Genomic DNA, 23,607 nt, shown 5'->3' with positions numbered 1-23,607 from the left:
CGCGCCGCTCACGAGGACCGACTCCGGGGTCATGCCCGTACCGTCCGTCGCGGTGGCCCGATCTCGTCGGCGACGTCGGACAGTGCCGACCGCACGGTGGCGGCCGCGACCACCACCCACACCAGGACCAGCACCGCGAACAGCACCACCGCCGCCCCGACGACCGGGGGCAGCGCCGTCCGCGCGGCCAGCGCGTTCGTGCCGGGCACCAGGGTGCCGAACGGGACGGTCACCGCCCACCAGGAGGCGCTGAAGGGCATCCCCCGGCGCAGGGCGTGGCCGATCAGCAGCGCCGACAGGACGGCCCAGCCGACCGCGAATCCCCAGGCCGGTGCCCCGTAGAGCAGCCCGGCCCCGATCGCGACACCGGCGAACGGCTCGGGCAGCAGCCCCTGTGCCTCCCCCCGCGAGCAGGTTCGCCGCCGTCACCGACTGCCCGAAGGACCCCGGCACGATGACGACGGTCGGGGTGTCGGCCAGGGCGAGCCCGGCCGTGCCGAACCGGACCAGCACCCGTCGCAGCACGCCCAGCGCCACCAGCGACGCCGCCGCGAGCAGCCACAGCACGGTCCCCACGACGCGCAGGCCCGGCTCCGGCACCGGGAACGAGGTGGTCGCGACCGCCACGATCCCGGTCCCCATCACCGCCCCGGACCAGGGCGGACCGGCCTGTCCCGGGCGGGACGTGATCACGGACGGGGATGACCCGCCCCGGCGTTGCACCAAACACCGGTACCGCCGTTCGGGCCATCAGAGGGTGACCACCGCGACGGCTGCGTTCCGGAACCGTACGATTCCGGCACGCGTTGAACGCGTCAGACACCCATCAGACCGCGAGTCAGGAGTCATGGACCCCACCTGCAGTCCGCGCGCCGACCGTCCCCGTGACGGCCGGCGACCCCGCATCGTCCTCGTCCCCGCCCCCGCCGTGCACATCCCGGCCGGGCCCGAGACCCGGGCGGTGACCTCCCGGTGATCGGCACGATCCTCGGCATCCTCCTGGGCATCCTGGTCGTCCTCGTGATCACCGCCCTGACCGGCTACTTCGTGGCCCAGGAGTTCGGCTTCATGGCCGTCGACCGCTCCCGGCTCAAGGCCCGTGCGGCCGAGGGCGACACCGGAGCGTCCCGTGCCCTCGACATCACCCGTCGCACCTCGTTCATGCTGTCGGGCGCCCAGCTCGGCATCACCGTCACCGGTCTGCTGGTCGGTTACGTCGCCGAGCCGCTGATCGGTAACGGCATCGGTGAGCTGCTGGGCCTGGTCGACGTCCCGCTCGGCGTCGGTGTCGCGATCGGCACCGTGATCGCGCTGCTGTTCGCCACCGTCGTCCAGATGGTGTTCGGCGAGCTGTTCCCGAAGAACCTCGCCATCGCACGGCCGGAGCCGGTCGCGCGGTGGCTGGCGCTGTCCACCAAGACCTACCTGGCGCTGTTCGGGTGGCTCATCCGGATCTTCGACGCGGCCTCGAACCTGCTGCTGCGTGCGCTGCGGATCGAGCCGGTGCACGACGTCGAGCACTCGGCCACCCCGCGCGACCTCGAGGCGATCATCGACGACTCGAAGGACTCGGGTGACCTCAACCCGGAGTTCGCGGTGCTGCTGGACCGCGCCGTCGACTTCGGCGACCGCACCGCGCGGGCCGCGATGATCCCGCGGCCGCGGGTGTCGTGGGTCCGCGCCGACGCGACCGTCGAGAGTCTGGTCGGCCAGATGGCCGTCCAGCACTCGCGGTACCCGGTGCTCGGGCCGCCCGCCGAGGCGACGGACACGGAGAACGCGCTGGAGCTGGTGGGCGTGGTCTGCCTGAAGGATGTGCTGGCCCTCGCCGACCGCGACGACCGGCCGTTCGACGAGGTGCTGGTGTCGGACCTGATGCGGGCCCCGGTGCTGGTGCCGTCGTCCCTGCCGCTGCCGCAGGTGCTGGCCCAGCTGCGTGCCGACGACGAGGAGCTGGCGTGCGTGCTCGACGAGTACGGCGGCCTGGCCGGCGTCATCACCGTCGAGGACGTCGCCGAGGAGCTCGTCGGTGAGATCACCGACGAGCACGACCAGGCCGGGACGGATCAGGCACTGCGGTCCGACGACGGCTGGGTCGTGCCGGGTGACCGGCACGTCGACGAGGTCGGCAGGCTGATCGACGCCGAGCTGCCCGAGGGCGACTACCAGACCGTCGGCGGTCTGGTCATGGCCGAGCTGCAGCGGCTGCCGGACGCCGGGGACGCGGTCGTCGTGACGATCCCGGCCGAGAGCCCGGACGACGGGGACCGCGCCCTGCGTCTCGTGGTGCAGGAGGTCGACCGGCGGGTCCCGTCGGCGGTCCGCCTGGAGTGGACCGAACCGGTGACCGCCGGTTCCGAGCAGGACAGCGACGAGCGGGAGGTGCGGGCATGAGTGCCTTCGAGATCGTGGTGTCGATCCTGCTCGTCGCGGCGAGCGCGTTCTTCGTGGCCGTCGAGTTCGCGCTCGTCGCAGCCCGGAACTACCGGCTGGAGGAGGCGGCGCTGACCTCGGCGTCGGCACGGGCGGCGTTGCGCAGCGCCAAGGACATCTCGCTGCTCCTGGCTGGGTCCCAGCTGGGCATCACGCTGTGCGTGCTGGGGCTCGGTGCGATCACCAAGCCGGCCGTGGACGACGCGCTGCGCCCGGTCCTGGAGGGCTGGGGCGTCCCCGGCGGGGTCGCGGGGGTGGCGTCGTTCGTCGTCTCGCTGATCGTGGTGACATTCCTGCACCTGGTCGTCGGGGAGATGGCGCCGAAGTCCTGGGCGATCTCGCACCCGGAGCGCTCGGCGATCATGCTCGCGATCCCGATGCGTGCGTTCATGGTGACCGCCCGCCCGGTGCTGCTGCTGCTCAACGGCGCCGCCAACCGCTGCCTGCGCTGGTGCGGGGTGGAGCCGGTGGACGAGATGGCCTCGGGCCGCAACGCCGACGACCTGCGCCAGCTGGTCGACCACTCGGCGAAGACCGGCACCCTGGACCAGGGGCGCCGTGACCAGCTGGTCACGGCGCTGGAGCTGGAGCGGACCCCGCTGGGCGAGCTCGCCCGCGAGCCGTCCGCGGTGGCCGCGGACGACGACGTCGCGGCGATCCAGGCGACCTGCCGCCGGACCGGTCACCTCCGGCTCGTCGTGCGGGACGGGGACACCCCGATCGGGTACGTGCACGTCCGCGACACGCTGACGCGCGAGCCGGGGACCCGGGCCCGGGACCTGATGCGCCCGGTGCTCACCCTGCCGGCGGACACGCAGTACCACACTGCGGTGAACACGATGCGTGAGCAGCGTGCGCACCTGGCGCTGGTGGAGTCCGACGACCGCCCGGTCGGCATCGTCACCCTCTCCGACCTGGTCGAACGGCTCCTTCCCGAGCCGGTGTAGGAGCGACCCCGGACCGGGTACCCGCGCTGCGCCCGGTCCGGGGCGGTCCTACTCTGGGTCGCCTCCCGATCACCCACGGAGGTTGTGATGACCGCTCCGACGCTGCGCCCCGCCGATCTCGACGACACGGCGCTGGCCAGGCTCAAGCAGCTCGAGGACCGCATCGGCGGCCCGCTCGTGGCCTACCGGCCCGAGTCGCCCTACGCCGCGCTGACCGCCGAGCAGCTGGAGGAGGTGCGCCGCGCCGAGTCCGAGCTGGGCGTGCAGCTGCTGGCCTACCGACGCTGACCGACTCACGACGAACGCCCCTGCCCGGATCCCGGGCGGGGGCGTTCGTGGGTCCGGACCCTGCTCAGCAGCCGAGCAGGCGCGTCGCCAGGTAGGTCTCGACCTGGTCGAGGGCGACCCGCTCCTGCGCCATCGAGTCGCGCTCGCGGATCGTCACCGCCTGGTCGGTGAGGGTGTCGAAGTCGACCGTGATGCAGAACGGGGTGCCGATCTCGTCCTGGCGGCGGTACCGGCGGCCGATGGCGCCGGCGTCGTCGAAGTCGACGTTCCAGTTCTTGCGGAGCTGCGCGGCCAGGTCCTTCGCCTTGGGCGACAGGTCGGCGTTGCGCGACAGCGGCAGCACCGCGGCCTTGACCGGGGCGAGCCTGCGGTCGAGCTTCAGCACGACCCGCTTGTCGACGCCGCCCTTGGCGTTGGGCGCCTCGTCCTCGGTGTAGGCCTCGATGAGGAAGGCCATCATCGACCGGCCGACACCGGCCGCGGGCTCGATCACGTACGGCTTGTACCGGGTGTCGGAGGCCTGGTCGTAGAACGACAGGTCGACGCCCGAGTGGTTCGAGTGCGCCGTGAGGTCGAAGTCGGTGCGGTTCGCGATGCCCTCGAGCTCGCCCCACTCCTGGCCGGTGAAGTTGAACCGGTACTCGATGTCGACGGTGCGCTTCGAGTAGTGGGAGAGCTTCTCCTTGGCGTGCTCGTAGTGCCGCAGGTTCTCCGGGGAGATGCCCAGGTCGGTGTACCAGCGGGTGCGCTCGTCGATCCAGTACTGGTGCAGCTCCTCGTCGCTGCCGGGCTCGACGAAGTACTCCATCTCCATCTGCTCGAACTCGCGCGTGCGGAAGATGAAGTTGCCCGGGGTGATCTCGTTGCGGAAGCTCTTGCCGATCTGACCGATGCCGAACGGCGGCTTCTTGCGCGAGGTCGTCTGCACGTTCAGGAAGTTCACGAAGATGCCCTGCGCGGTCTCCGGGCGCAGGTAGTGCAGACCCTCCTCGGACTCCACCGGGCCGAGGAAGGTCTTGAGCATCATGTTGAACTCGCGGGGCGCGGTGAACCGGCCGCGGGTGCCGCAGTTCGGGCAGGGGACCTCGGAGAGGTCGTTCTGGTCGGCCTGCTCCGGGTCGCGGCCCTTGCGCTCGGCGAACTCCTCGGCGAGCTGGTCGGCACGGTAGCGCTTGTGGCAGGACTCGCACTCGACCAGCGGGTCGGAGAAGGTGCCGACGTGGCCCGACGCGACCCAGGTCTGGCGCGGCAGGATGACCGAGGAGTCCAGGCCGACGACGTCGTCGCGGCCGGTCACCACGGTCTTCCACCACTGGCGCTTGATGTTGTCCTTCAGCTCGACGCCGAGGGGCCCGTAGTCCCACGCCGACCGGGTACCGCCGTAGATCTCACCGGAGGCGAAGACGAATCCGCGCCGCTTGGTCAGCGCGACGATGGTCTCGATCTTGGCGGAGGTGGGCTTGCTGGCCACTGGCGGTACTCCAGAGAAGGTGGTTCGGAGGTCCCCCGGATACGGGGCGTCCCAGGTTACCGACCCGCCGTGCATCCCCACCCCTTGCCCCGTCCCACTTCCGCCGCGGTGGCTCCGACCGGCCGACCTCGCACAGGTTCCTGCGACCTCGCACACCCTGCAGGGGCTGCGAGGTCGCAGGAACCTGTGCGAGGTCGAGCGCTCACGCGGCACGGTCCAGGGCACGGTGCAGGCGGGCGACGGTCGGGGCGAACGACGCCGCGCTGTGCAGGTCGCCCCACACCCAGCGCACCACCGCGACACCCTCGGCCCGGATCGCGTCCTCCCGCAGCTTCTCCCGCCACAGGACCTCCTCGAGGTCGCCGCCGGGGTCGAGCCGCCGGCCGTACTTGATGCGCCCGTCGAACTCCCCCGCCACCCGGGCCTGCTCCCACCAGAAATCGACCCGGCCGAGGAACCGTCCCGCCGGATCCCGCAGCTCCTGCTGGGTGGCCGGTGCGGGCAGGCCGCAGGAGTGGAGGAGGAGCCTGCTGCGGGTCTCCCCCGGGCCGTCCGCGCCGCCGTCGGCCGCGGCGAGCACCCGGCGGGCGGCCGGGGTGCCGGGACGCCGCGCGGACCGGGCCACGGCGGCAGCGAGTTCGTCGGCGGTGACGGCTCCGGCGTGCAGCGCCGCGTCGGTGACCGCGACCGCCACGACGAAGGGCAGAGCGCGGGCCAGGTCGACGACCGTGCGCGGGACCGTCGTCACTGGGACGCCGTCGACGACGGTGATCTCGTCCGCGGCGAGCGTCGCCGCGTGGAACCGCGCCGACGGCGCCGTCCGCGCACCGCTGCGCCGGTTCCTGGTCACCTCCACCCGGTCGAGCGGGACCCGCCACAGCCCGATCCCGTGCATCGCGGCCGCCGAGACGTGGCTGAACACCGCGTCCGGGGACAGGGTGCGGACCGCCGCACGCACGGTCTGCCGGTGTCGTTCCACCGGCCCGAGGTCACCGGCTCCGACGTAGGCGCCGCGGCGCAGCCGGACGAGTCGGCCCGAGGCCCGGAGCCTGCGGAGCTCGTCGTCGCCCACGCCCGCCGCAACCAGGTCCCGGCGCAGCACGGGGGCGGGCGAACCGTGCGCCGGCCGCGGGTCGGGATCCATGTCCCCACCGTCGCCGTGCACCGGGAGCGGGGGAAGCCCGTCACCCGTCCGGCTGTGGACGGTCCCGGCTCGCGACGGGCGTCGAGCGCGCGCTGTGGACAACCCGGCCCCCGCCGCACCTCGCACACGTTCCTGCGACCTCGCACCGTCTGCAGCGGCTGCGAGGTCGCAGGACGGTGTGCGGGGTCGGGGGTCAGCTCAGCAGGCTGGGGTGGTGGACGGGAGCGGCGCCGGCGGTCACCGTGATGAGGGACTCGTAGGTCGCCTCCGTGGTCGTGTCGGCCTCGGCCAGCAGCGGGTGCACGTGCTCACGGACCGCGAACGGCCCCAGGGCGCGCCGGTAGGCGTCGACGGAGTCGAAGCGGACGGTCAGGACCCACTGCCCGGCATCCTCGATCGCCCGGCCCGCCTCACCTCCGCGGCAGCCCGGCCGGGCGGCCAGGAGCTCCAGCGCGCGGGCCGCGCGCGCGGTGAACGCGGCCTCCTCGGAGGGGGACACGCGGAAGCGGCAGACCAGCAGCACGGCGCGACGATAACGAACACGCCTACCATGTGGGGTGCGGCCGGCACGGCACAGCAGCGCCGGGGGGTGTGGCCGCCGCCTCCGGGGAACGGACGGGTCCACCACATGTCTGCCGCAGCCCAGACCACGCACGCACCGGGAGCCGGCCCGGGTGCGGACGAAGACCACCACCCCGCGCCCGAGCCCGGCCCGACCCGCGACCCGCGCACCCTGGCCGCCGCGGGCGACCTGCTGCGGGCACTCGCCGCACCGGTCCGGATCGCCATCGTCCTGCAGCTGCTGGAACACTCCCGGTGCGTCCACGACCTGGTGGACGCGCTCGGGGTCACCCAGCCCCTGATCAGCCAGCACCTGCGGGTCCTCAAGGCCGCCGGGGTGGTCGAGGGCGAGCGGAAGGGGCGTGAGGTGCTGTACTCGCTGGTGGACGACCACCTGGCGCACATCGTGGTGGACGCCGTCGCCCACGTCGAGGAGGACACGTGACGGAGACGACCGACCGGACGACCACGGCGACGATGACGCAGCGGTCCACCGCCGGGCCGCGCGGCATCCGCGCCACCCGGCAGCGGGCCGCCGTCACCGCGCTGCTCGACCGTCTGGAGGACTTCCGGTCCGCCCAGGAGATCCACGAGGAGCTGCGGCGCGCCGGTGAGGGCATCGGTCTGACCACGGTCTACCGGACGCTGCAGACCCTCGCCGACGGCGGCGAGGTCGACGTGCTGCGGGTCGCGTCCGGCGAGGCGGTCTACCGGCGCTGCGAGACCGAGCACCACCACCATCATCTGGTGTGCCGCCGGTGCGGCGCCGCCGTCGAGATCGAGGGCCCCGCGGTGGAGTCCTGGACCGAGTCGGTCGCGCAGAAGCACGGCTTCACCGAGGTGTCGCACACCCTGGAGATCTTCGGCCTCTGCGGCCGCTGCTCGGCGGGGTGACTCCCGGGACTCAGTCCCCGCAGCCGGGGACGGCCGGCAGCTCCCGGCCCCGGGCGAACGGGTCGGCCGGGCGCGGGTCCGGGGTGGGCGCCCACCGGCCGTCGACGAGGGCGTAGGTCCAGGCCGGACCGCGCTGCGCCAGGTCGGTCAGCGCGTCGACCAGGCGGTCGACGTCGGAGGGGCCGGTGCGCAGGCCCAGCGAGGCGCGCACCGCGTCGCCGCCGCCGGTGAGCCGCTCCAGCAGCGGGTGCGCGCAGAACCGCCCGTCGCGGACACCGATGCCGTACTCGGCGGACAGCGCCGCCGCGACGAGGCCGGCGGGCAGCTCGCCGAGGGTGAACGAGACGGTCGCGGTGCGGTCGGCGTCGGGCCCGTCGTCGAAGCAGGACAGGATCCGCAGGCCGCGGACGGTCGCCAGACCCGCGCGCAGCCGGGCGGCGAGCTCGCGCTCGTGGGCGGGCACGGCGTCGTCGATCAGGTCCTCGAGGGCGCGGCAGGCCGCGCCCAGCGCGGCGGCGCCGAGCACGTTCGGGGTGCCGCCCTCGTGGCGTTGCGGCGCGGGCAGCCACTCGGTGACGGTGCCGCCCGGGCCGTCGACGGCGTCGTCGGCCGTGACGCCGACCGACCGGACCGCTCCCCCGCCCGCGACGTGCGGCTCTGCGGTGTCGAGCCAGTCACGGCGGCCGACGAGGACCCCGGCACCGAAGGGCGCGTAGAGCTTGTGCCCGGACAGCGCGACGTAGTCCGCACCCCACCCGGCCAGGTCGACGCGCCGGTGCGGGGCGAGCTGCGCTGCGTCGACGCACAGCCGGGCGCCCGCGGCGTGCGCGATCCGGGCGATCTCGGCGACCGGGAGGAGCTCGCCGGTCACGTTGGACGCACCGGTGACCGCGACCAGCGCGGCGTCGGGACGGGCGGCGAGCTCGGCCCGCAGCGCGTCGAGGGTCGCGGCGATGCTGTGGCCGGCCCGCACGACCCGGTGCTCGGCGCCACCGGAACCGCCCCGCCAGGCCAGCAGCGTCGCGTGGTGCTCCAGGTCGAGGGTCACCACCGGGCCGGGCACGGCGCGCGCGAGCAGGCCGAGCGCGTCGGTGGTGTTGCGGGTGAACACCACGACGTCGTCGGCGCGGGCCCGGACGAACCGGGCGACGTCGGCGCGGGCGTTCTCCACCAGGGCGGTGCAGACCTTCGAGGTCCAGCCGGCGCCGCGGTGCACGCTGCCGTGGTAGGGCAGCACCTGCGCAACGTGCGCGGCGACGCTCTCCAGCGCCGGCGCCGACGCGGCGGAGTCGAGGTCGCAGTAGCGGGCCCACCTGCCGTCGACGAGCGGGACGGTGAGGTCCGCGCCGACGACACGGGGCAGCGCGTGCTGGACGGGACGCGACAGCGCGAGGGTCATGATCGGGCCTCCGGCCGATCTCGGGGACCCGGCGTGGCGCACGGATCCGCGCTTGCCGACTGCGGGTGTCGCGTCGGCCCGGTCATCACCCGGGGCACCCCGCCGCGGAGGAGGGTTGCCGTCCAGCGAGCCGGGGCTTCGCGCTGGCACTCGTGACCTTCGCGGCCGAAGCTAGCAGACCGTCTCAGAAGGAGACACCGTGACCATCGCCACCCCGGATAGCGTCTGAACGATGACCGACACGCAACCCGCCCCGGGCACGGTACGGCGGATCGACGTCCCGGAGTCCGGCGAGCTTGCCCAGCTGGCGGCGGTGTTCGACGACCTGCAGTACGTGCTGCGGTGCTGCGAGCACCTGGTGACCGCGCTCGGCGGTCCGGAGTCCGGCCCGGTCCGGGTGGCCGCCGACCCGGCCCTGGTCGAGGCACTGTGGACCGGCGCGGTGATCGGCTACGTGCGCTGCTTCTCCGGCCGCACCAAGACCCTCACGAAGGACGACCTGTCCACCCTGGAGCTCGAGGGTGACGTCACCGGGTTCCACGACATGATGTCGACGCTGCGCGACCACTACGCGTCGCGGCACGTCAACCCGCGTGAGTCCTACGAGATCGGCGTCGCCCAGTCCAACGACGGCGACCCGCGCGGTGTCGCGGTCGTCTCCACCCCGCGCCCCCAGGTCGACGAGACCACGGTGCGGCTGCTCGGCCGGGTCGCCTACAGCCTGTCCGGCCTGGTGGACGCGCGGATGACCAAGGCCCAGAACGACGTGCTGGGCGTGGCGCACGCGATGACCGCGGGCCAGCTGGCGGCGCTGCCGATCGTGCACCTCAGCGACTCCGGGGACTCCGCCGGGGAGACCACGGACACCGACGGCTGACGGGTGCGGCCGTCCGTGCATGGACGGCCGCACACCGGCTACCCGGTCACCGAACGTCCACGACGAGAGGTGACCCATGACAGCCCGTACGACGACCGCCGACGCCGTCCGCAGCGCCCTGCACGGTCTGGAGTTCCCCGCTTCCAAGGACGACCTGGCGTGGACCGCCGAGCGCAACGGCGCCGACGCCGCGACGGTCGAGGCCCTGCGGGCGGTGCCGGCCGAGGAGTACTACACCTCGATCGGTGCCGTGGTCTCCGCCACCGACCTCCGCGAGGACGACCCGGCCGCGCAGACCGCGGGCGACACCGACGGGGAGACCCGCGAGGAGACCGAGCAGCTGCGCCGGCAGCGACGCACCGGACACAACGCCTCGGGCCTGTCGGAGTCCGGCACGGACGCCGACCCGGTCAACCCGATCGCCGAGGAGCTCGGGACCAACCGCAAGAAGTGACCGGGCCACGGCCGGGGGTGCGCCCCCGGCCGGGCGGTCTCAGCTCTCGACCAGCTCCGCGCGCATGCTCGACGCCGAGGACACGACCAGCATCAGCAGGGTGCCCATCGGCCCCTCACCCAGCCCGGCCGCGGGGAAGGCGTAGCGCAGGGTCACGTCCCAGCCGCGCTCGCCGCGCACCGCCCGGGGCGTGCCGAACAGGCCCTCCCCCACCCCGAGGCCGACCCGGCGCGGCACGTCGCGCTCCGGGTCGTCGGACTCCGGCAGGTCCCACGCGACGACGCAGGTCAGGTTGAGGACGGGCAGGCCCTCCTCCAGCTCGGTGCCCTGCACCACGCACAGCACGCCGCCGTGGGCGAAGGTCAGCGCGCCGTCGTCGTCGGTGGTGACGTCGTGGAACCGCTCCAGCGCCCTCCTGGCGGTGGTGAGCATCCCGGAGATCACATCGGTGGTCACGGTGTCACTCCATCGTTCGGGACGGCGGCGGCCGTGTCGATGCTCGCGCCCGGTCCGCGACGCTCGGAAGCTCCCCCGAAACGCCGGTCCCGGCGCGCGTAGATCTCGATCGCCTGCCAGATGTGGCGCCGGTCGAAGTCCGGGAACAGCGTGTCCAGGAAGACCATCTCGGCGTAGGCGCTCTGCCAGAGCAGGAAGTTCGACGTCCGCTGCTCCCCCGAGGAGCGCACGAACAGGTCGACGTCGGGCATGTCCGGCTCGTCGAGGTACCGGGCCAGCATCCGCTCGTCGATCTTGTCGGGGTTGATCCGGCCCTCCGCGGCGAGGCGGGCGAGATGCCGCACGGAGTCGACGATCTCGGCGCGGCCGCCGTAGTTGACGCACATGGTCAGGTTCAGCACGTCGTTGCCACGGGTGCGCTCCTCGGCGATCTCCAGCTCCTTGATCACCGACCGCCACAGCCGCGGGCGCCGGCCCGCCCAGCGGACCCGGACCCCCATCGCGTCCATCTCGTCGACGCGGCGGCGGATCACGTCGCGGTTGAAGCCCATCAGGAACCGGACCTCATCGGGGCTGCGCCGCCAGTTCTCGGTGGAGAACGCGTACGCCGACAGCCAGCGCACGCCCAGGTCGATGCATCCGCGGGCGACGTCCATCAGCGAGGCCTCGCCCCGCTTGTGGCCCTCCGTGCGGGGCAGGCCGCGGGCGTTGGCCCAGCGGCCGTTGCCGTCCATCACGAGGGCGACGTGGCGTGGCACCAGCTCCGGCGGGATCGCCGGGGGCCGGGCACCGGACGGGTGCGGTGCGGGAGGCTGGAACGGCACGTCGCCGACCCTACGTCGGGGACGGCGGACGGGTTCAGTCGCGGTGGTCGGGCTGCGGCCAGGCCGGCACGGCCGGGTCCTCCAGCCGCTCGATGGTCTCGCGCAGCCGGCGCATCCCGCGGTGCCCGCGGATCCGGTCGGCCTCCGTCATCGGCTCGGACTCGTCGGGCCGGATCACCGGCAGCATCGGGATGGCCGGCCACGCGCCGTCCTCGGTGCGGGCCCGGACCTGACGCATCGCGCGGGTAGGCCCGTCCTGCGGGGACTCCGGCATCGCCTCGGTGCGGACCGGGAACTGCTGGGTCGGCGGCACCGGGATGCGCTGCGTGGCGGCCGGGAGACGGTGGGTGCGACCGGTGTGGTCGTCGTCCGGCGGCGGGGTGTGGGGTCGGTTCACGACTGCCTCTCCGACGGGGCTGGGGTCCCCTCGATCACAGGAGCGTAACGAGACGGCGGAACCGGTTGCCCGTCGAAAGCGACGATCACCCGGTGGAGTCGGCGGAAGTCCCGTGCGACGCGACCGGCGGCACCGAGAGGGCCGGCACGCCCGTACGTCAACCGCTCGACGGAGCGGACGGCCCGCTCACGGCACCCCACACCGGACACAATTCCGACCGGACTAGCCGGGGAGCGCGTCCGGGGGTGTCGCGGTTCCGCCGTCCGGCGGTTCCGGGGCGGGCCCCGGCACCCCGGGTGCGACGGCGGCGGCGGGCCGGACCCGGGCGCGGCGGTCGACCAGGGGCAGCGAGCGCAGCTGCCGCTCCAGGTGCCACTGCAGGTGCGCCGCGACCAGGCCGCTGGCCTCACGCCGGGTCGGGGTGCCCGAGGCGTCCGCGGTGTCCCAGTCGCCGTGCAGCAGCGCGGACAGCAGGGCCACCGTCTCGGTCGCCGGGGTCACCGAGCCCGGCGGGCGGCAGCGCGGGCACACCATGCCGCCCCCGGCGACGGTGAACGACCGGTGCGGGCCGGGGGTGGCGCAGCGCGCGCATTCCGACAGCGACGGCGCCCACCCCGCGTGGCTCATCGCCCGCAGCAGGAACGCGTCGAGCACCAGGGCCGGTTCACGGGCGCCGTCGGCCAGCGCCCGGGTGGCGCCGAGCAGCAGCAGGTACACCCGCAGGCTCGGCTCGCCCTCCTCGGACACCAGCCGGTCCGCGGTCTCCAGGATCGCGCAGCCACAGGAGTACGCCGACCAGTCCGCGACGATCGCCGGGGCGAACGCGTCGACGGTCTGGGCCTGGGTGACCACGTCCAGCGTGCGCCCGGTGTAGCACTGGACGTCGACGTGGTTGAACGGCTCCAGCCGTGCGCCCCACCGCGACCGGGTGCGGCGCACGCCCTTGGCGACCACCCGGATCTTGCCGTGCCGGCGGGTCAGCATCGTGATGATCCGGTCCGCCTCGCCCAGCTTCTGCACCCGGAGCACGATCCCGGTGTCGCGGTAGAACTGGGCCACGCACCCAGTCTAGGTCCTGCTCAGAACCCCAGCTTGCGCAGCTGCTTCGGGTCCCGCTGCCAGTCCTCGGCGATCTTCACGTGCAGGTCGAGGTGCACCCGGGTGCCCAGCAGCTTCTCGATCTGGCGACGGGCGTCGCTGCCGACCTGCTTGAGCCGGGCACCGCCCTTGCCGATCACGATGCCCTTCTGGCTGGACCGCTCGACGTAGATGATCGCGTAGATCTCCAGGAGGTTCTTCTTCTCGATCGTCTCCTCGACGACGACGGCGATCGAGTGCGGCAGCTCGTCGCGCACGCCCTCCAGCGCCGCCTCCCGCACGAGCTCGGCGACGAGCACGTCGGTCGGCTCGTCGGTGAGGTCGCCGTCCGGGTAGAGCTGCGGGCCCTCCGGCAGCAGCCCGACCAGCAGGTCCGAGAGCAGCGACACCTGGAAACCCGACCGCGCCGAGGTCGGCACGACCTCGGTGAACTCCATCAGGGCCGACACCTCGGTGAGCCGCTCGGCGACCTGCTCGGGGCGGGCGGTGTCGGTCTTGGTGACGACGGCGACCACCGGGGTGTGCGCGGCGATCCGCCGCAGCTCCTCGGCGATGAACCGGTCGCCCTTGCCGACCTTCTCGTCGGCGGGCACGCAGAACCCGACGACGTCGACCTCGGACCAGGTCTCGCGCACCAGGTCGTTGAGCCGCGACCCGAGCAGGGTCCGCGGGCGGTGCAGCCCCGGGGTGTCGACCAGGACGATCTGGGCGTCCGGGCGGTGCACGATCCCGCGGATCGCGTGCCGGGTGGTCTGCGGGCGCGAGGAGGTGATCGCGATCTTCTCCCCGACCAGCGCGTTGGTCAGCGTCGACTTGCCGGCGTTGGGCCTGCCGACGAAGCAGGCGAACCCGGACCGGAAGCCCTCGGGCTGTGCGCCGGTCACGCCGCACCCAGCCGGTCGAGGATCTCGCGGCCGATCGGCAGGGCCGCCGTCGCCGCCGGGGACGGTGCGTTCAGCACGTGCAGGATCGAGCCGGGGCGGCCCGCGCCGTCCGGGCCGGCCTGGTCGAGGAACAGGAAGTCGTCGACCAGGGTGCCGTCGGCCTGCACCGCCTGGGCCCGCACCCCGGCGCCGGCCGGGTGCAGGTCGGCGGCGGTGACGTCGGGCAGCATCCGCTGGATCTGGCGGACCATCGCCCGTGTCGACAGCGAGCGGCGGACCTCGCCGATGCCGTAGCGCCAGTGCGTGCGCGCCACCTTGACCATGCCGGGATAGGTCAGCGTGCCCAGCAGCTCCTTCGGTCTGATCGTGCGCCAGTCGTAGCCCTCACGGGCCATCGCGAGCACGGCGTTCGGGCCGGCGTGGACGGTGCCGTCGATGCCGCGGGTGGCGTGCACCCCGAGGAACGGGAACGCCGGGTCGGGCACCGGGTAGATCAGGCCGCGGACCAGCGAGGCGGCCCGCTCGGAGAAGCCGGAGTACTCGCCGCGGAACGGCACGATCCGCACCCCGGGGTCGGCACCGGCCAGGCGGGCGAGCTCGTCGCAGCGCAGGCCGCCACAGACGACCGCGCGGGTGCCGAGCAGGTCACCGCGGGTGGTGCGCACGACGACGTCGGACGGGCGGCGGGCGAACCCGGTGACGGTGCGGCCCAGGTGGACCTCGCCGCCGTTCTTCTCCACCAGCTCGCCGAGCTTCTCCGCGACCAGCCGATAGTCGGTGATGCCGGTCGAGGGCACCCACAGCGCGGCGAGACCGCGGACGTCGGGCTCGTAGGTGCGGATGCCGTGCTCGTCGAGGCGGTGGTTCTCCACGCCGTTGGCGGCGCCGCGGCGGGCCAGCTCGTCGAGCCGGGGCAGCTCCTCGGGCTCGGTCGCGACGACGAGCTTGCCGCACACCTGGTACGGCAGGTCGTGCTCGCGGCAGAACGCGATGGTCTCGGCACACCCGGCGACGGCCAGACGTGCCTTGTAGCCGCCCGGCGCGTAGTACAGCCCGGAGTGCACGACGTTGGAGTTGTTGCCGGTCTGGTGGTTCGCCAGGCGCTGCTCACGCTCGACGACGGCGACGCTGAGCCCGTTGCGGGTGGCGGCGTACGCGGTGGCCAGGCCGACGATCCCACCGCCGACGACGACCAGGTCGTAGCGCGGTGTCGCGGGCAGCCCGGTCACCGGGCCCGCTCCGCGGGGAAGGTCGTGCGGGCAGCCATCAGGTCCTCCTCGCGTCCCGCCCGTGGCGGGACGGTCACGTCCGTCGGTCGCTCCCCGTGGCCGGGGGCGGCCAGGTCAGTGCCGGTCGGCGCCGGCGTGCTCGGTGGGGTCGCCGGCGACGTGGTCGGGCACGTCGGACTCCCGGGCGTTCCCGCGCGGCTCGTCGTGGTCGGTGTCCTCGGTCTCGGCCGGCTCCAGCGGGCTGACCAGCACCGAGGTGATGCGGACACGGCCGCGGGCGTCCTTGCCGCCCTCGCCCTGCAGCCGCAGCAGGCCGTCCAGCTCGGCGGTGGCGCCGGGCAGCGGCACCTTGCCCAGCCGTTGGGCGAGCAGCCCGCCGACGGTGTCGACGTCGGCGTTCTCCAGCGCCTCGTGCAGCTCGTCCTCCCGCGGGGTGCCGCGGAACCGGCCGGCGAACAGCTCCTCGAGGTCCTCGGCGGGCAGCCGGGCGGAGACCCGGAAGGCGCCGTCGGAGGCCTCGGCGACCTCGGGCACCTCCTCGGTGTCGTACTCGTCGGTGATCTCGCCGACGATCTCCTCCAGGATGTCCTCGATCGTCACCACGCCCGCGGTGCCGCCGTACTCGTCGACGACGACGGCCATGTGGTTGCGGGTGCGCTGCATCTCGCGCATGAGGTCGTCGCTGCGCTTGGAGTCCGGCACGAAGGCCGCGGGGCGCAGGATGTCGAGCAGCGGGACCTCACGCTCTCCGCGCCGGGCCTCCTCGCGGGCCCGGACCAGGTCCTTGAGGTAGGCGATGCCGATGACGTCGTCCACGCCCTCGCCGAGCACCGGGATGCGCGAGTAGCCGCTCTTGAGCGCCAGGCGCAGTACCTTCTCCACCGGGGTGTCGCGCTCGGTCCAGATGAGGTCCGGCCGCGGCACCATGATGTCGCGGACCGGGGTCTCCCCCAGCTCGAACACCGAGTGGATCATCTTGCGCTCGCCCTCGTCGACCACGCCGCGGTTGCTGGCCATGTCGACGAGCTCGCGCAGCTCCACCTCGGTGGAGAACGGGCCGTCGCGGAAACCGGGGCCCGGGGTGATCGCGTTGCCCAGCAGGATCAGCAGCTTCGCCAGCGGGGACAGCACGACGCCGATCGCGCGGATCGGGCCCGCGAGCAGCAGCCCGATCCGGTAGGGGTGCTGGCGGCCCAGCGTCCGCGGGCCGACCCCGATCAGGACGTAGCTGGCGAGCACCATGAGAACGCCGGTGAGCAGCAGCCCGATCCAGGTGGCGGAGAACAGCGGCGCGAGCGCGACGGCCAGCAGGATGATCGCGACCGTCTCGCAGGTGACCCGCAGCAGCATCAGCAGGTTGACGTGCCGCGGCCGGTCCGCGACGACGGCGGCGAGCGCCTTCGCGCCGGCGCGGCCGGCGCGCACCACGGCGTCCACCCGGGCGCGCGAGATCGACATGAGGGCCGAGTCGGCGGCGGCGAACACCCCGGCCAGCAGCACGAGCAGGACCGTCGCGACGATCAGCCAGACGGTGGTCACTTCTGCTCCTCGGAGAACGTGGTCGTGGGTCTTCCGGTCACCGGCCGGACTCGTCCTCGAAGCCGGCGGCACCGAGCAGGCGGTCGTCGCTGCGCTTCTGGGCGTCCCGGGCGCGCTCGCGGGCCCGGTCGGACCGCCAGCGGACCAGCAGCCGGTTCTGCAGTGCGAACATCTCGCGCTCGTCCTCGGGCTCGAGGTGGTCGTACCCCAGCAGGTGCAGGATGCCGTGCACGGTCAGCAGGTGCAGCTCGTCGGCCAGGGTGTGCCCGGCCTTGCGCGCCTGGTCCCGGGCGAAGGCCGGGCAGAGCACGACGTCGCCGAGCAGGGCCGGACCCAGGTCCGGCGCATCGGGGCGCCGGGTGTCCTCGACGAGGGAGTCCATGGGGAACGCCATGACGTCGGTGGGGCCCGGCTCGTCCATCCAGCGGACGTGCAGCTCCTCCATCGCGTCCAGCCCGACGGCGGTGATCGCCAGCTCGGCGGACGGGCTCACCTTCATCGCGTCCAGCGCGTACCGGGCGACCGAGACGATCTGCGCCTCGTCGACGGTGATACCGGACTCGTTGACGACCTCGATGCTCACGCCGCCGCTGCCCTGCCCCTGCTCGCCGATACGGATGTAGGGGGCAGCCTAGACGGCCGTACCGACGGGCCCGGTGCCACCCGCCCCCCGGTCACCGCCGCCGGTCGGGACGCCGCGCCGGGCCGTTGCGGGGTGCGCCGTTGCCGACGGCCGCCGTGCGGTGCTCGGACGCGTCGAACCGGGCGTAGGCGTCGACGATGTCGGACACCAGGCGGTGCCGGACCACGTCGGCGCTCTCGAGCCGGGAGAAGTGCACGTCGTCGACTCCGTCGAGGATGTCCTGCACGACGGCCAGGCCGGACCGGGCGTTGCCCGGGAGGTCGACCTGGGTGATGTCGCCGGTCACCACGATCCGCGAACCGAAGCCGAGCCGGGTGAGGAACATCTTCATCTGCTCGGGCGTGGTGTTCTGCGCCTCGTCGAGGATGATGAACGCGTCGTTCAGGGTCCGGCCGCGCATGTACGCCAACGGCGCGACCTCGATCGTCCCGGCGGCCATCAGCTTCGGGATGGACTCGGGGTCGAGCATGTCGTGGAGCGCGTCGTAGAGCGGGCGCAGGTACGGGTCGATCTTCTCGAACAGCGTGCCGGGCAGGTAGCCCAGCCGCTCCCCCGCCTCGACCGCGGGCCGGGTCAGGATGATCCGGTTGACCTGCTTGGCCTGCAGCGCCTGCACGGCCTTGGCCATCGCCAGGTAGGTCTTGCCGGTACCGGCCGGGCCGATGCCGAAGACGATGGTGAACGCGTCGATGGCGTCGACGTAGCGCTTCTGGTTGAGCGTCTTGGGGCGGATGGTCTTCCCGCGCCGGGACAGGATGTCCAGGCTCAGCACCTCGGCCGGGGACTCGCCCAGGCGCTCGTCGGCGGTGTTCTCCGCCGAGAGCATCTGCACGGTGCGGCGCACGTCGTCCGCACCGACCAGCTGGCCGCGCTCGGCCAGGGTGATCAGCTCGGCGAACACCCGCTCGGCGAACGCGACGTCGCCCGGGTCCCCGGACAGGGTCAGCTCGTTACCGCGGACGTGGACGTCGGCGGTCAGCTCCTCCTCGGCCGCGCGCAGGCTGTCGTCGCGGGAGCCGAGCAGGGACAGGACCGCGGTGTCCGGCACGGCCATCCTCGACCGGACGGTCCCGCCCGGTGCCGCGGTGGACCGCAGGTCGGTCCGGGGGGTGGAGCCGGGTTCGGTGCCGGTCAAGAGTGTGTTCGCCTGCCTCGTACGTCGGGTCGCCGGACTGCGCCGATCGTACCGGTCGGACCGCCGACGGCACCCGCGGATTCTCCCGCGGATCAGGCGGGGGCGCTCAGCCGTTCCACGGCCTGCAGCGCGGCGGCCCAGCCGGGGTGGGCGACGTCGATGAGCTGCAGGTGGTTCGCGCCCTCGACCCGCACGAGCTCCGACCGGTCACCGGCGGCCGTCGCGGCGGCGACGAAGTCCTCGCTCTGGGAGAGCGGGACCACCTCGTCGGCGGTGCCGTGCACGCACACCGACGGCACCCCGAGCGGGACGGCCTCCAGCGGACTGGTCGCCCGGAAGCGGGCCGGGTCGGCGCCCGGGGTCGCCGCGACGAGGTCGGCGACGGCGCCGTCGCCGAGCAGCATCCCGCCGGCCAGGTCGAGCACCCCGGCCAGCGAGACCACCCCGGCCGGGCGGACCACGGGCGTCGCGCCCGGGTCGCCGGGGGCGAGCGTCGCGCGCATCGCCAGCCAGCCCGCGAGGTGCCCGCCCGCCGAGTGCCCGAGCACGACGAGCCGGCGCAGGTCGAGCCGGGTGGAGCGCAGGGTGGCGAGGTGGTCGGCGGCCATCGCGACGTCGTCGAAGGTGGAGGGCCAGCCACCGCCGGCGCCCACCTTCCGGTACTCGATGTTCCAGACCGCGAAGTCCGCCGCGACCAGCGCGTCGACGACCGGACGCATGATCGTGAGGTCGGTGCCTGCCCGCCAGAACCCGCCGTGCACGACGATCACGGTGCCGCGGGGCAGGTCCCGGCTCGCCGGGAAGGTCAGCTCGCCGAACTGGTCGGGCTGGCCGCCGTAGGCCATCCGCTCGGTCCGCGGGGCGGTCTCGTCGCGCGGGGGCCGCCGCGGGGCTGCGGGGGCGTCGTTGCCGCAGGCGCCGAGCAGCGGGGTGGCGGCGAGGCCTGCCAGCAGCGTGCGGCGTCCGATCCGGGGAGCGTGGTCACTCACGCGGCGGATGATGACACCCGCGCCCGGTCCCCGACGACCGGTTCGCCGGATCGTGACCGGCGTCCGCGTCCCTCCCCGCCCTGCTCCCAGGGTCACCCTCGTAGCGCTCTAAGCCCCGAAAGTGACACTGGGGGCGCCCTGGGACGGGTCGGCGAGGGGGCTCAGCGGGCCCAGCGGCCGGTGCGCACGGCGAGCGCACCGAGCGCGACGCAGGCCGCGGTGGAGGCCCGCAGCACCTCCGGCCCCATCCGGACCGGGACGGCGCCGGCCTCGGCGAGGCGGTCGAGCTCGGCGTCGTCGACGCCGCCCTCCGGTCCGACGGCGAGCAGCACCTCCCCCGCCGCGGGCAGCGCGACCGAGGCGAGGTCCTCGCCCGCGGACTCGTGCAGCACCAGCGTGGTGTCGGCGGCACCGACACGGGCGGCGAGCTGCGCGGTGGTCACCGGGCCTGCGACGTCGGGCTGCCACGGGCGGCGGGCCTGCTTGGCGGCCTCGCGGACGGTGGAACGCCAGCGTTCGAGGGCTTTCGCGCCGCGCGGGCCGTCGTCCCAGCGGGTGACGCAGCGGGCCGCCTTCCAGGGGACGAACCCGTCGGCGCCGGCCTCGGTGGCGGTCTCCACGGCGAGCTCGCCGCGGTCGCCCTTGACCAGCGCCTGCGCGACGACGACGCGGACCGCGGGTGCAGCCACCCGGGTCACCTCGTGCAGCCGCACGGTCAGCGCGTCCCGCCCGGCGACGTCGACGACCTCGGCGCGGGCGAGACCGCCCCGGCCGTCGGACAGCACCAGCGCCTCGCCGGGGCGCAGCCGTCGCACGGTCGCGGCGTGGCGTCCCTCCGGGCCGTCGAGCACCGTGTCGGAGCCCGGGCCCGGGAGGGAGCCGACGTCGTCGACCAGGAACAGCGGCGCCGTCGTCACCGGGTCAGCGTCCGGTCCAGCTGTCGCGCAGCTTGGAGAACAGGCCGTGCCCGTTGCGGGAGCCGCCGATCAGGTCCGGCTGCTCCTCACCGCGCAGCTCGGCGAGCCGGCGCAGCAGGTCGGTCTGCTCCTTGTCCAGCCGGGTCGGCACCGCCACCTCGACGTGCACGAGGAGGTCGCCGTGGCCGTCGATCCGCCCGGTGGAGCGCAGCCGGGGCATGCCCTTGCCGCGCAGCGTGCGGACCGTGCCGTGCTGGGTGCCCGCCTCGACGTCGATCTCGGCGACCGAGCCGTCGAGCAGCGGCAACGGCAACGTGGTGCCGAGCGCGGCCGCGGTCATCGGCAGCGGGAGCGTGCAGTGCAGATCGGCGCCGTCGCGGGTGAACAGCTCGTGCGGCGCCTCCTCCACCTCGACGTAGAGGTCACCGGCGGGACCGCCGCCGGAGCCGACCTCGCCCTGGCCGGACAGGCGCACCCGCATGCCCTCGGCGACGCCCGCCGGGATCTTGACGGCGACGGTGCGCCGCGACCGGACCCGGCCGTCGCCCGCACACTGGCGGCAGGGGTCGGGGATGACCTCGCCGAACCCGCGGCAGGTCGGGCAGGGCCGTGCGGTGACGACCTGCCCGAGGAACGAGCGCTGCACGCTCTGGATCTCCCCGGAGCCGCCGCAGGTGTCGCAGGCGGTGGGGTGGGTGCCCTCGGCGCAGCCGGAGCCCTGGCACTGGGTGCACAGGACGGCGGTGTCGACGGCGAGGTCGCGCTGCACACCGGCGGCGCAGTCCTCCAGCGTCAGCTCCATCCGGATCAGCGCGTCGGCGCCGGGCTGGACCCGGCTGCGCGGGCCGCGCCCGCGTCCGCCGCCGGCGGTGCCGCCGAAGAACGCGTCCATGATGTCGCTGAACCCGCCGAACCCGGCGAACGGGTCGCCACCGCCACCACCCCCGCCGCGGGCGTCGAGGGGGTCGCCGCCGAGGTCGACGACCCGACGCTTCTCGGGGTCGGTCAGCACCTCGTAGGCGGCGCTGACCTCCCGGAACCGTTCCTGTGCTGCGGGGTCGGGGTTGACGTCCGGGTGCAGCTCACGGGCGAGCTTGCGGTACGCCCGCTTGATCTCCGAGGCGTCGGCGCCGCGCTCGACGCCCAGGATCCCGTAGTAGTCGCGTGCCACCTGGCTCTTTTCCTCTGGGAAGTACGTACAACAACGATGAAAGGTCTACCGACCGGTCAGGATCTCACCCACGTACCGGGCGACCGCATGCACCGCCGAGATCGTGCCCGGGTAGTCCATCCGGGTCGGTCCGACGACGCCCATCCCGCCCAGCGGGGTACCCGATCCGTACCCCACCGTGACCACGGACGCGGTGCGCAGGTCCTCGGCCTCGTTCTCCTCGCCGATCCGGACCGTGACCAGGCCGGAGTCCTGCGAGGCCGCGAGCAGCCGCATGACCACGACCTGCTCCTCCAGTGCTTCCAGGACCTGACGGAGCGAGCCGGGGAAGTCGGTGTGGCTACGGGTCAGGTTCGCCGTGCCGCCCAGCACCATCCGCTCCTCGGGGTGCTCGACGAGTGTCTCGATGAGCACCGTCGCGAGGTGCAGCAGCGGGGTGCGCAGGTCCTCCGGCGCGGTGTCGGGCAGCTCGGCGACGGCCGCGGAGGCCTCGGCCAGCTTGCGGCCGTTCAGCGCGTTGCCGAGCATCTCACGCAGCCGGGCGACGTCGGCGTCGGCGAGCACGTCGCCCAGGTCGACGACGCGCTGGTCGACCCGGCCGGAGTCGGTGATCAGCACCAGCATCAGCCGGGCCGGGGTCAGCTGCACGACCTCGAGGTGGCGGACCGTGGAACGGGTGAGCGTCGGGTACTGCACGACGGCGACCTGGCGGGTCAGTTGCGCGAGCAGCCGCACCGAGCGGCGCAGCACGTCGTCGAGATCGACGGCGCCGTCCAGGAACGTCTGCACGGCCCGCTTCTCGGCCGACGACAGCGGCTTGACCTGCGAGATCCGGTCGACGAACTGCCGGTAGCCCTTGTCGGTCGGGATCCGGCCCGCGCTGGTGTGCGGCTGCGCGATCAGGCCGTCCTCCTCGAGGACGGCCATGTCGTTGCGCACCGTCGCGCTCGACACCCCGAGGTTGTGCCGGTCGACGATGGCCTTCGAGCCCACGGGCTCCTGCGTCGAGACGTAGTCGGCCACGATGGCCCGCAGCACGGCGAACCGCCGCTCGTCGGCGTTCATCTCCTCGCACCTCCCCCGCTGTGCCCCGTCCATCCTAGGCGCCCTCGTGGCCGCGCGGCCGGGGCACGCGGCGTGGCACGGTGGGTGGGGTGATGTCCGCACGCCGCTTCGGCCGGCGCTCCCTGCTCGTCGGTGCCGGTGCCGCCGCCCTGGTCGCGGTGGGTACGACCGACCGCTGGCTCCCCGTCGGCGACGTCGCGGGGACCCCGGACCCGGCCGCGCTGCGGGCCCGGATGCTGGCGGGTGTCGTCCCCCACTCCGGCCTGGCGACGGCGACCGGCCGGCTCGGGCTGCCCACCGTCGCGCCGATCGGATCCGCGGCCCGGCTGCTGTCCACGACCACCCGGATCCGCGTCCAGGTCGCCGACGCGGGCCGCTGGCGGGTCGACGAGCTGACGCCGGTCGGCGAGGTCGACACCTACCGCGACGGACAGGTCGAGCGGATCTGGGACTACGGCGCGAACCGGCTGACCACGGTCTCCCCGCTCGCCCCGGTGCGTTTCCCGCGGGCCTCGGACCTCGCCCCGTCCGACCTGGCCCGCCGGCTGCTCGGCGCGACCCCCGACGACCCGGTGACGGCGCTGCCGGCACGGCGGGTGGCCGGGCGGGCCGCGGCCGGGCTGCGGGTGACCCCGGCCGACCCGGACAGCCTGGCCGGGCGGATCGACGTGTGGTCGGTTCCCGTCGGCGACGGCGCCCTCCCGGTCGCGGTCGAGATCGCCGCCCGGGACGGCGCGGGCCCGCTCCTGGAGACGGCGTTCGAGGCGGTGGACACCGCCGCGCCGCGGGCCG

The 23,607-nt window shown here is 73.9% G+C and carries 25 protein-coding genes, 2 pseudogenes and 1 riboswitch; of the genes and pseudogenes, 8 read left to right on the top strand and 19 right to left on the bottom strand.

Annotated features, from left to right (window positions below; all coding sequences use genetic code 11):
• Positions 1-29: 29 nt before the first annotated feature.
• Together NH602_RS04490 and NH602_RS32140 are read right to left on the bottom strand one after the other, a co-directional pair.
• Positions 30-386: a hypothetical protein gene (locus NH602_RS04490; RefSeq protein ID WP_256493780.1), complete on the bottom strand. Its 357-nt coding sequence runs from the start codon at positions 384-386 to the stop codon at positions 30-32.
• 67 nt (positions 387-453) lie between these two features.
• Positions 454-693, bottom strand: a pseudogene (locus NH602_RS32140) (hypothetical protein); the annotation flags it as partial.
• A gap of 279 nt (positions 694-972) precedes the next feature.
• Between NH602_RS32140 and NH602_RS04485 the strand changes: the two are divergent.
• The 3 genes from NH602_RS04485 to NH602_RS04475 all read left to right on the top strand — a co-directional run bounded on the left by NH602_RS04485 (position 973) and on the right by NH602_RS04475 (position 3,668).
• Positions 973-2,394, top strand: coding sequence for a hemolysin family protein (locus NH602_RS04485; protein WP_073577981.1), 1,422 nt, complete (start codon positions 973-975; stop codon positions 2,392-2,394).
• A complete protein-coding gene (locus NH602_RS04480) occupies positions 2,391-3,380 on the top strand; it encodes a CNNM domain-containing protein (RefSeq protein ID WP_100880124.1) in 990 nt (329 codons plus the stop codon). The genes NH602_RS04485 and NH602_RS04480 overlap by 4 nt, the downstream gene beginning before the upstream one ends.
• An 87-nt stretch (positions 3,381-3,467) precedes the next feature.
• The gene (locus tag NH602_RS04475; RefSeq protein ID WP_073577983.1) at positions 3,468-3,668 is read left to right on the top strand and encodes a hypothetical protein; all 201 of its coding nucleotides are present in this window, start codon (positions 3,468-3,470) and stop codon (positions 3,666-3,668) included.
• Between the two features lie 64 nt (positions 3,669-3,732).
• Here NH602_RS04475 and NH602_RS04470 read toward each other — a convergent pair whose 3' ends face one another.
• The 3 genes from NH602_RS04470 to NH602_RS04460 all read right to left on the bottom strand — a co-directional run bounded on the left by NH602_RS04470 (position 3,733) and on the right by NH602_RS04460 (position 6,806).
• Entirely contained in the window at positions 3,733-5,139 is a 1,407-nt protein-coding gene (locus NH602_RS04470; RefSeq protein WP_253067080.1) for a glycine--tRNA ligase, read from the bottom strand.
• Positions 5,140-5,341: 202 nt separating this feature from the next.
• Positions 5,342-6,283, bottom strand: coding sequence for a type IV toxin-antitoxin system AbiEi family antitoxin domain-containing protein (locus NH602_RS04465; protein ID WP_253067079.1), 942 nt, complete (start codon positions 6,281-6,283; stop codon positions 5,342-5,344).
• Positions 6,284-6,476: 193 nt separating this feature from the next.
• Positions 6,477-6,806 (bottom strand): antibiotic biosynthesis monooxygenase, encoded by a 330-nt coding sequence (locus NH602_RS04460; RefSeq protein ID WP_073577985.1) that lies wholly within the window; start codon positions 6,804-6,806, stop codon positions 6,477-6,479.
• 105 nt (positions 6,807-6,911) lie between these two features.
• Between NH602_RS04460 and NH602_RS04455 the strand changes: the two genes are divergently transcribed.
• Both NH602_RS04455 and NH602_RS04450 read left to right on the top strand, forming a co-directional pair.
• The gene (locus NH602_RS04455) at positions 6,912-7,289 is read left to right on the top strand and encodes a helix-turn-helix transcriptional regulator (protein ID WP_253067078.1); all 378 of its coding nucleotides are present in this window, start codon (positions 6,912-6,914) and stop codon (positions 7,287-7,289) included.
• 32 nt (positions 7,290-7,321) lie between these two features.
• Positions 7,322-7,738, top strand: coding sequence for a Fur family transcriptional regulator (locus NH602_RS04450; RefSeq protein ID WP_062404466.1), 417 nt, complete (start codon positions 7,322-7,324; stop codon positions 7,736-7,738).
• Positions 7,739-7,748: 10 nt separating this feature from the next.
• Here the strand turns inward: NH602_RS04450 and NH602_RS04445 are convergent, their stop codons facing one another.
• Positions 7,749-9,137: an aminotransferase class V-fold PLP-dependent enzyme gene (locus tag NH602_RS04445; protein ID WP_253067077.1), complete on the bottom strand. Its 1,389-nt coding sequence runs from the start codon at positions 9,135-9,137 to the stop codon at positions 7,749-7,751.
• A gap of 43 nt (positions 9,138-9,180) precedes the next feature.
• Positions 9,181-9,295, bottom strand: a riboswitch (SAM riboswitch).
• 74 nt (positions 9,296-9,369) lie between these two features.
• On the opposite strand from NH602_RS04445, the gene NH602_RS04440 reads away from it, so the two are divergent.
• Both NH602_RS04440 and NH602_RS04435 read left to right on the top strand, forming a co-directional pair.
• Positions 9,370-10,014: a hypothetical protein gene (locus NH602_RS04440; protein WP_253067076.1), complete on the top strand. Its 645-nt coding sequence runs from the start codon at positions 9,370-9,372 to the stop codon at positions 10,012-10,014.
• Between the two features lie 76 nt (positions 10,015-10,090).
• Positions 10,091-10,468: a DUF2795 domain-containing protein gene (locus NH602_RS04435; protein WP_083659055.1), complete on the top strand. Its 378-nt coding sequence runs from the start codon at positions 10,091-10,093 to the stop codon at positions 10,466-10,468.
• 39 nt (positions 10,469-10,507) lie between these two features.
• Here NH602_RS04435 and NH602_RS04430 read toward each other — a convergent pair whose 3' ends face one another.
• From NH602_RS04430 to hrcA, 13 genes are all read right to left on the bottom strand, one after another.
• A complete protein-coding gene (locus NH602_RS04430; RefSeq protein ID WP_256493777.1) occupies positions 10,508-10,900 on the bottom strand; it encodes a hypothetical protein in 393 nt (130 codons plus the stop codon).
• Positions 10,901-10,920: 20 nt separating this feature from the next.
• Positions 10,921-11,748: an isoprenyl transferase gene (locus NH602_RS04425; protein WP_253067074.1), complete on the bottom strand. Its 828-nt coding sequence runs from the start codon at positions 11,746-11,748 to the stop codon at positions 10,921-10,923.
• 34 nt (positions 11,749-11,782) lie between these two features.
• On the bottom strand, positions 11,783-12,145 hold the full coding sequence (locus NH602_RS04420) for a hypothetical protein (RefSeq protein WP_073577989.1): 363 nt from the start codon (positions 12,143-12,145) through the stop codon (positions 11,783-11,785).
• 222 nt (positions 12,146-12,367) lie between these two features.
• On the bottom strand, positions 12,368-13,204 hold the full coding sequence (recO, locus tag NH602_RS04415) for a DNA repair protein RecO (protein ID WP_253067073.1): 837 nt from the start codon (positions 13,202-13,204) through the stop codon (positions 12,368-12,370).
• Between the two features lie 20 nt (positions 13,205-13,224).
• Entirely contained in the window at positions 13,225-14,127 is a 903-nt protein-coding gene (gene era / locus NH602_RS04410) for a GTPase Era (protein WP_073577991.1), read from the bottom strand.
• Positions 14,124-15,356: an L-2-hydroxyglutarate oxidase gene (lhgO, locus tag NH602_RS04405; RefSeq protein WP_253067072.1), complete on the bottom strand. Its 1,233-nt coding sequence runs from the start codon at positions 15,354-15,356 to the stop codon at positions 14,124-14,126. The genes era and lhgO overlap by 4 nt, the downstream gene beginning before the upstream one ends.
• A gap of 114 nt (positions 15,357-15,470) precedes the next feature.
• The gene (locus NH602_RS04400) at positions 15,471-16,895 is read right to left on the bottom strand and encodes a hemolysin family protein (RefSeq protein WP_253067071.1); all 1,425 of its coding nucleotides are present in this window, start codon (positions 16,893-16,895) and stop codon (positions 15,471-15,473) included.
• Positions 16,896-16,932: 37 nt separating this feature from the next.
• The gene (gene ybeY, locus NH602_RS04395) at positions 16,933-17,478 is read right to left on the bottom strand and encodes an rRNA maturation RNase YbeY (RefSeq protein ID WP_100880115.1); all 546 of its coding nucleotides are present in this window, start codon (positions 17,476-17,478) and stop codon (positions 16,933-16,935) included.
• A gap of 91 nt (positions 17,479-17,569) precedes the next feature.
• The gene (locus NH602_RS04390) at positions 17,570-18,634 is read right to left on the bottom strand and encodes a PhoH family protein (RefSeq protein WP_246352949.1); all 1,065 of its coding nucleotides are present in this window, start codon (positions 18,632-18,634) and stop codon (positions 17,570-17,572) included.
• Between the two features lie 131 nt (positions 18,635-18,765).
• On the bottom strand, positions 18,766-19,662 hold the full coding sequence (locus NH602_RS04385) for a S9 family peptidase (RefSeq protein ID WP_253067070.1): 897 nt from the start codon (positions 19,660-19,662) through the stop codon (positions 18,766-18,768).
• A gap of 161 nt (positions 19,663-19,823) precedes the next feature.
• Entirely contained in the window at positions 19,824-20,579 is a 756-nt protein-coding gene (locus NH602_RS04380) for a 16S rRNA (uracil(1498)-N(3))-methyltransferase (protein WP_179760575.1), read from the bottom strand.
• Between the two features lie 4 nt (positions 20,580-20,583).
• Positions 20,584-21,750, bottom strand: coding sequence for a molecular chaperone DnaJ (gene dnaJ / locus NH602_RS04375; RefSeq protein WP_161151755.1), 1,167 nt, complete (start codon positions 21,748-21,750; stop codon positions 20,584-20,586).
• 45 nt (positions 21,751-21,795) lie between these two features.
• Entirely contained in the window at positions 21,796-22,815 is a 1,020-nt protein-coding gene (hrcA, locus tag NH602_RS04370) for a heat-inducible transcriptional repressor HrcA (protein ID WP_062401498.1), read from the bottom strand.
• A gap of 92 nt (positions 22,816-22,907) precedes the next feature.
• Between hrcA and NH602_RS04365 the strand changes: the two are divergent.
• Positions 22,908-23,607 (top strand): annotated as a pseudogene (locus tag NH602_RS04365) (hypothetical protein); the annotation flags it as partial.

Source organism: Pseudonocardia sp. McavD-2-B (genome assembly GCF_024124365.1).
Taxonomy (GTDB): Bacteria; Actinomycetota; Actinomycetes; order Mycobacteriales; family Pseudonocardiaceae; genus Pseudonocardia; species Pseudonocardia alni.
The sequence above is the reverse complement of the archived record's forward strand: the minus strand, read 5'-3'. Positions and strand labels throughout refer to the sequence as shown.

What these genes read in the sequence shown, in the direction of transcription:
- hrcA (WP_062401498.1), bottom strand. Translation starts at nt 22,815, where the DNA reads ATGAACGCCGACGAGCGGCGGTTCGCCGTGCTGCGGGCCATCGTGGCC.
- NH602_RS04440 (WP_253067076.1), top strand. Translation starts at nt 9,370, where the DNA reads ATGACCGACACGCAACCCGCCCCGGGCACGGTACGGCGGATCGACGTC.
- NH602_RS04435 (WP_083659055.1), top strand. Translation starts at nt 10,091, where the DNA reads ATGACAGCCCGTACGACGACCGCCGACGCCGTCCGCAGCGCCCTGCAC.
- NH602_RS04430 (WP_256493777.1), bottom strand. Translation starts at nt 10,900, where the DNA reads ATGCTCACCACCGCCAGGAGGGCGCTGGAGCGGTTCCACGACGTCACC.
- NH602_RS04480 (WP_100880124.1), top strand. Translation starts at nt 2,391, where the DNA reads ATGAGTGCCTTCGAGATCGTGGTGTCGATCCTGCTCGTCGCGGCGAGC.
- NH602_RS04450 (WP_062404466.1), top strand. Translation starts at nt 7,322, where the DNA reads ATGACGCAGCGGTCCACCGCCGGGCCGCGCGGCATCCGCGCCACCCGG.
- NH602_RS04455 (WP_253067078.1), top strand. Translation starts at nt 6,912, where the DNA reads ATGTCTGCCGCAGCCCAGACCACGCACGCACCGGGAGCCGGCCCGGGT.
- NH602_RS04465 (WP_253067079.1), bottom strand. Translation starts at nt 6,283, where the DNA reads ATGGATCCCGACCCGCGGCCGGCGCACGGTTCGCCCGCCCCCGTGCTG.
- NH602_RS04445 (WP_253067077.1), bottom strand. Translation starts at nt 9,137, where the DNA reads ATGACCCTCGCGCTGTCGCGTCCCGTCCAGCACGCGCTGCCCCGTGTC.
- NH602_RS04475 (WP_073577983.1), top strand. Translation starts at nt 3,468, where the DNA reads ATGACCGCTCCGACGCTGCGCCCCGCCGATCTCGACGACACGGCGCTG.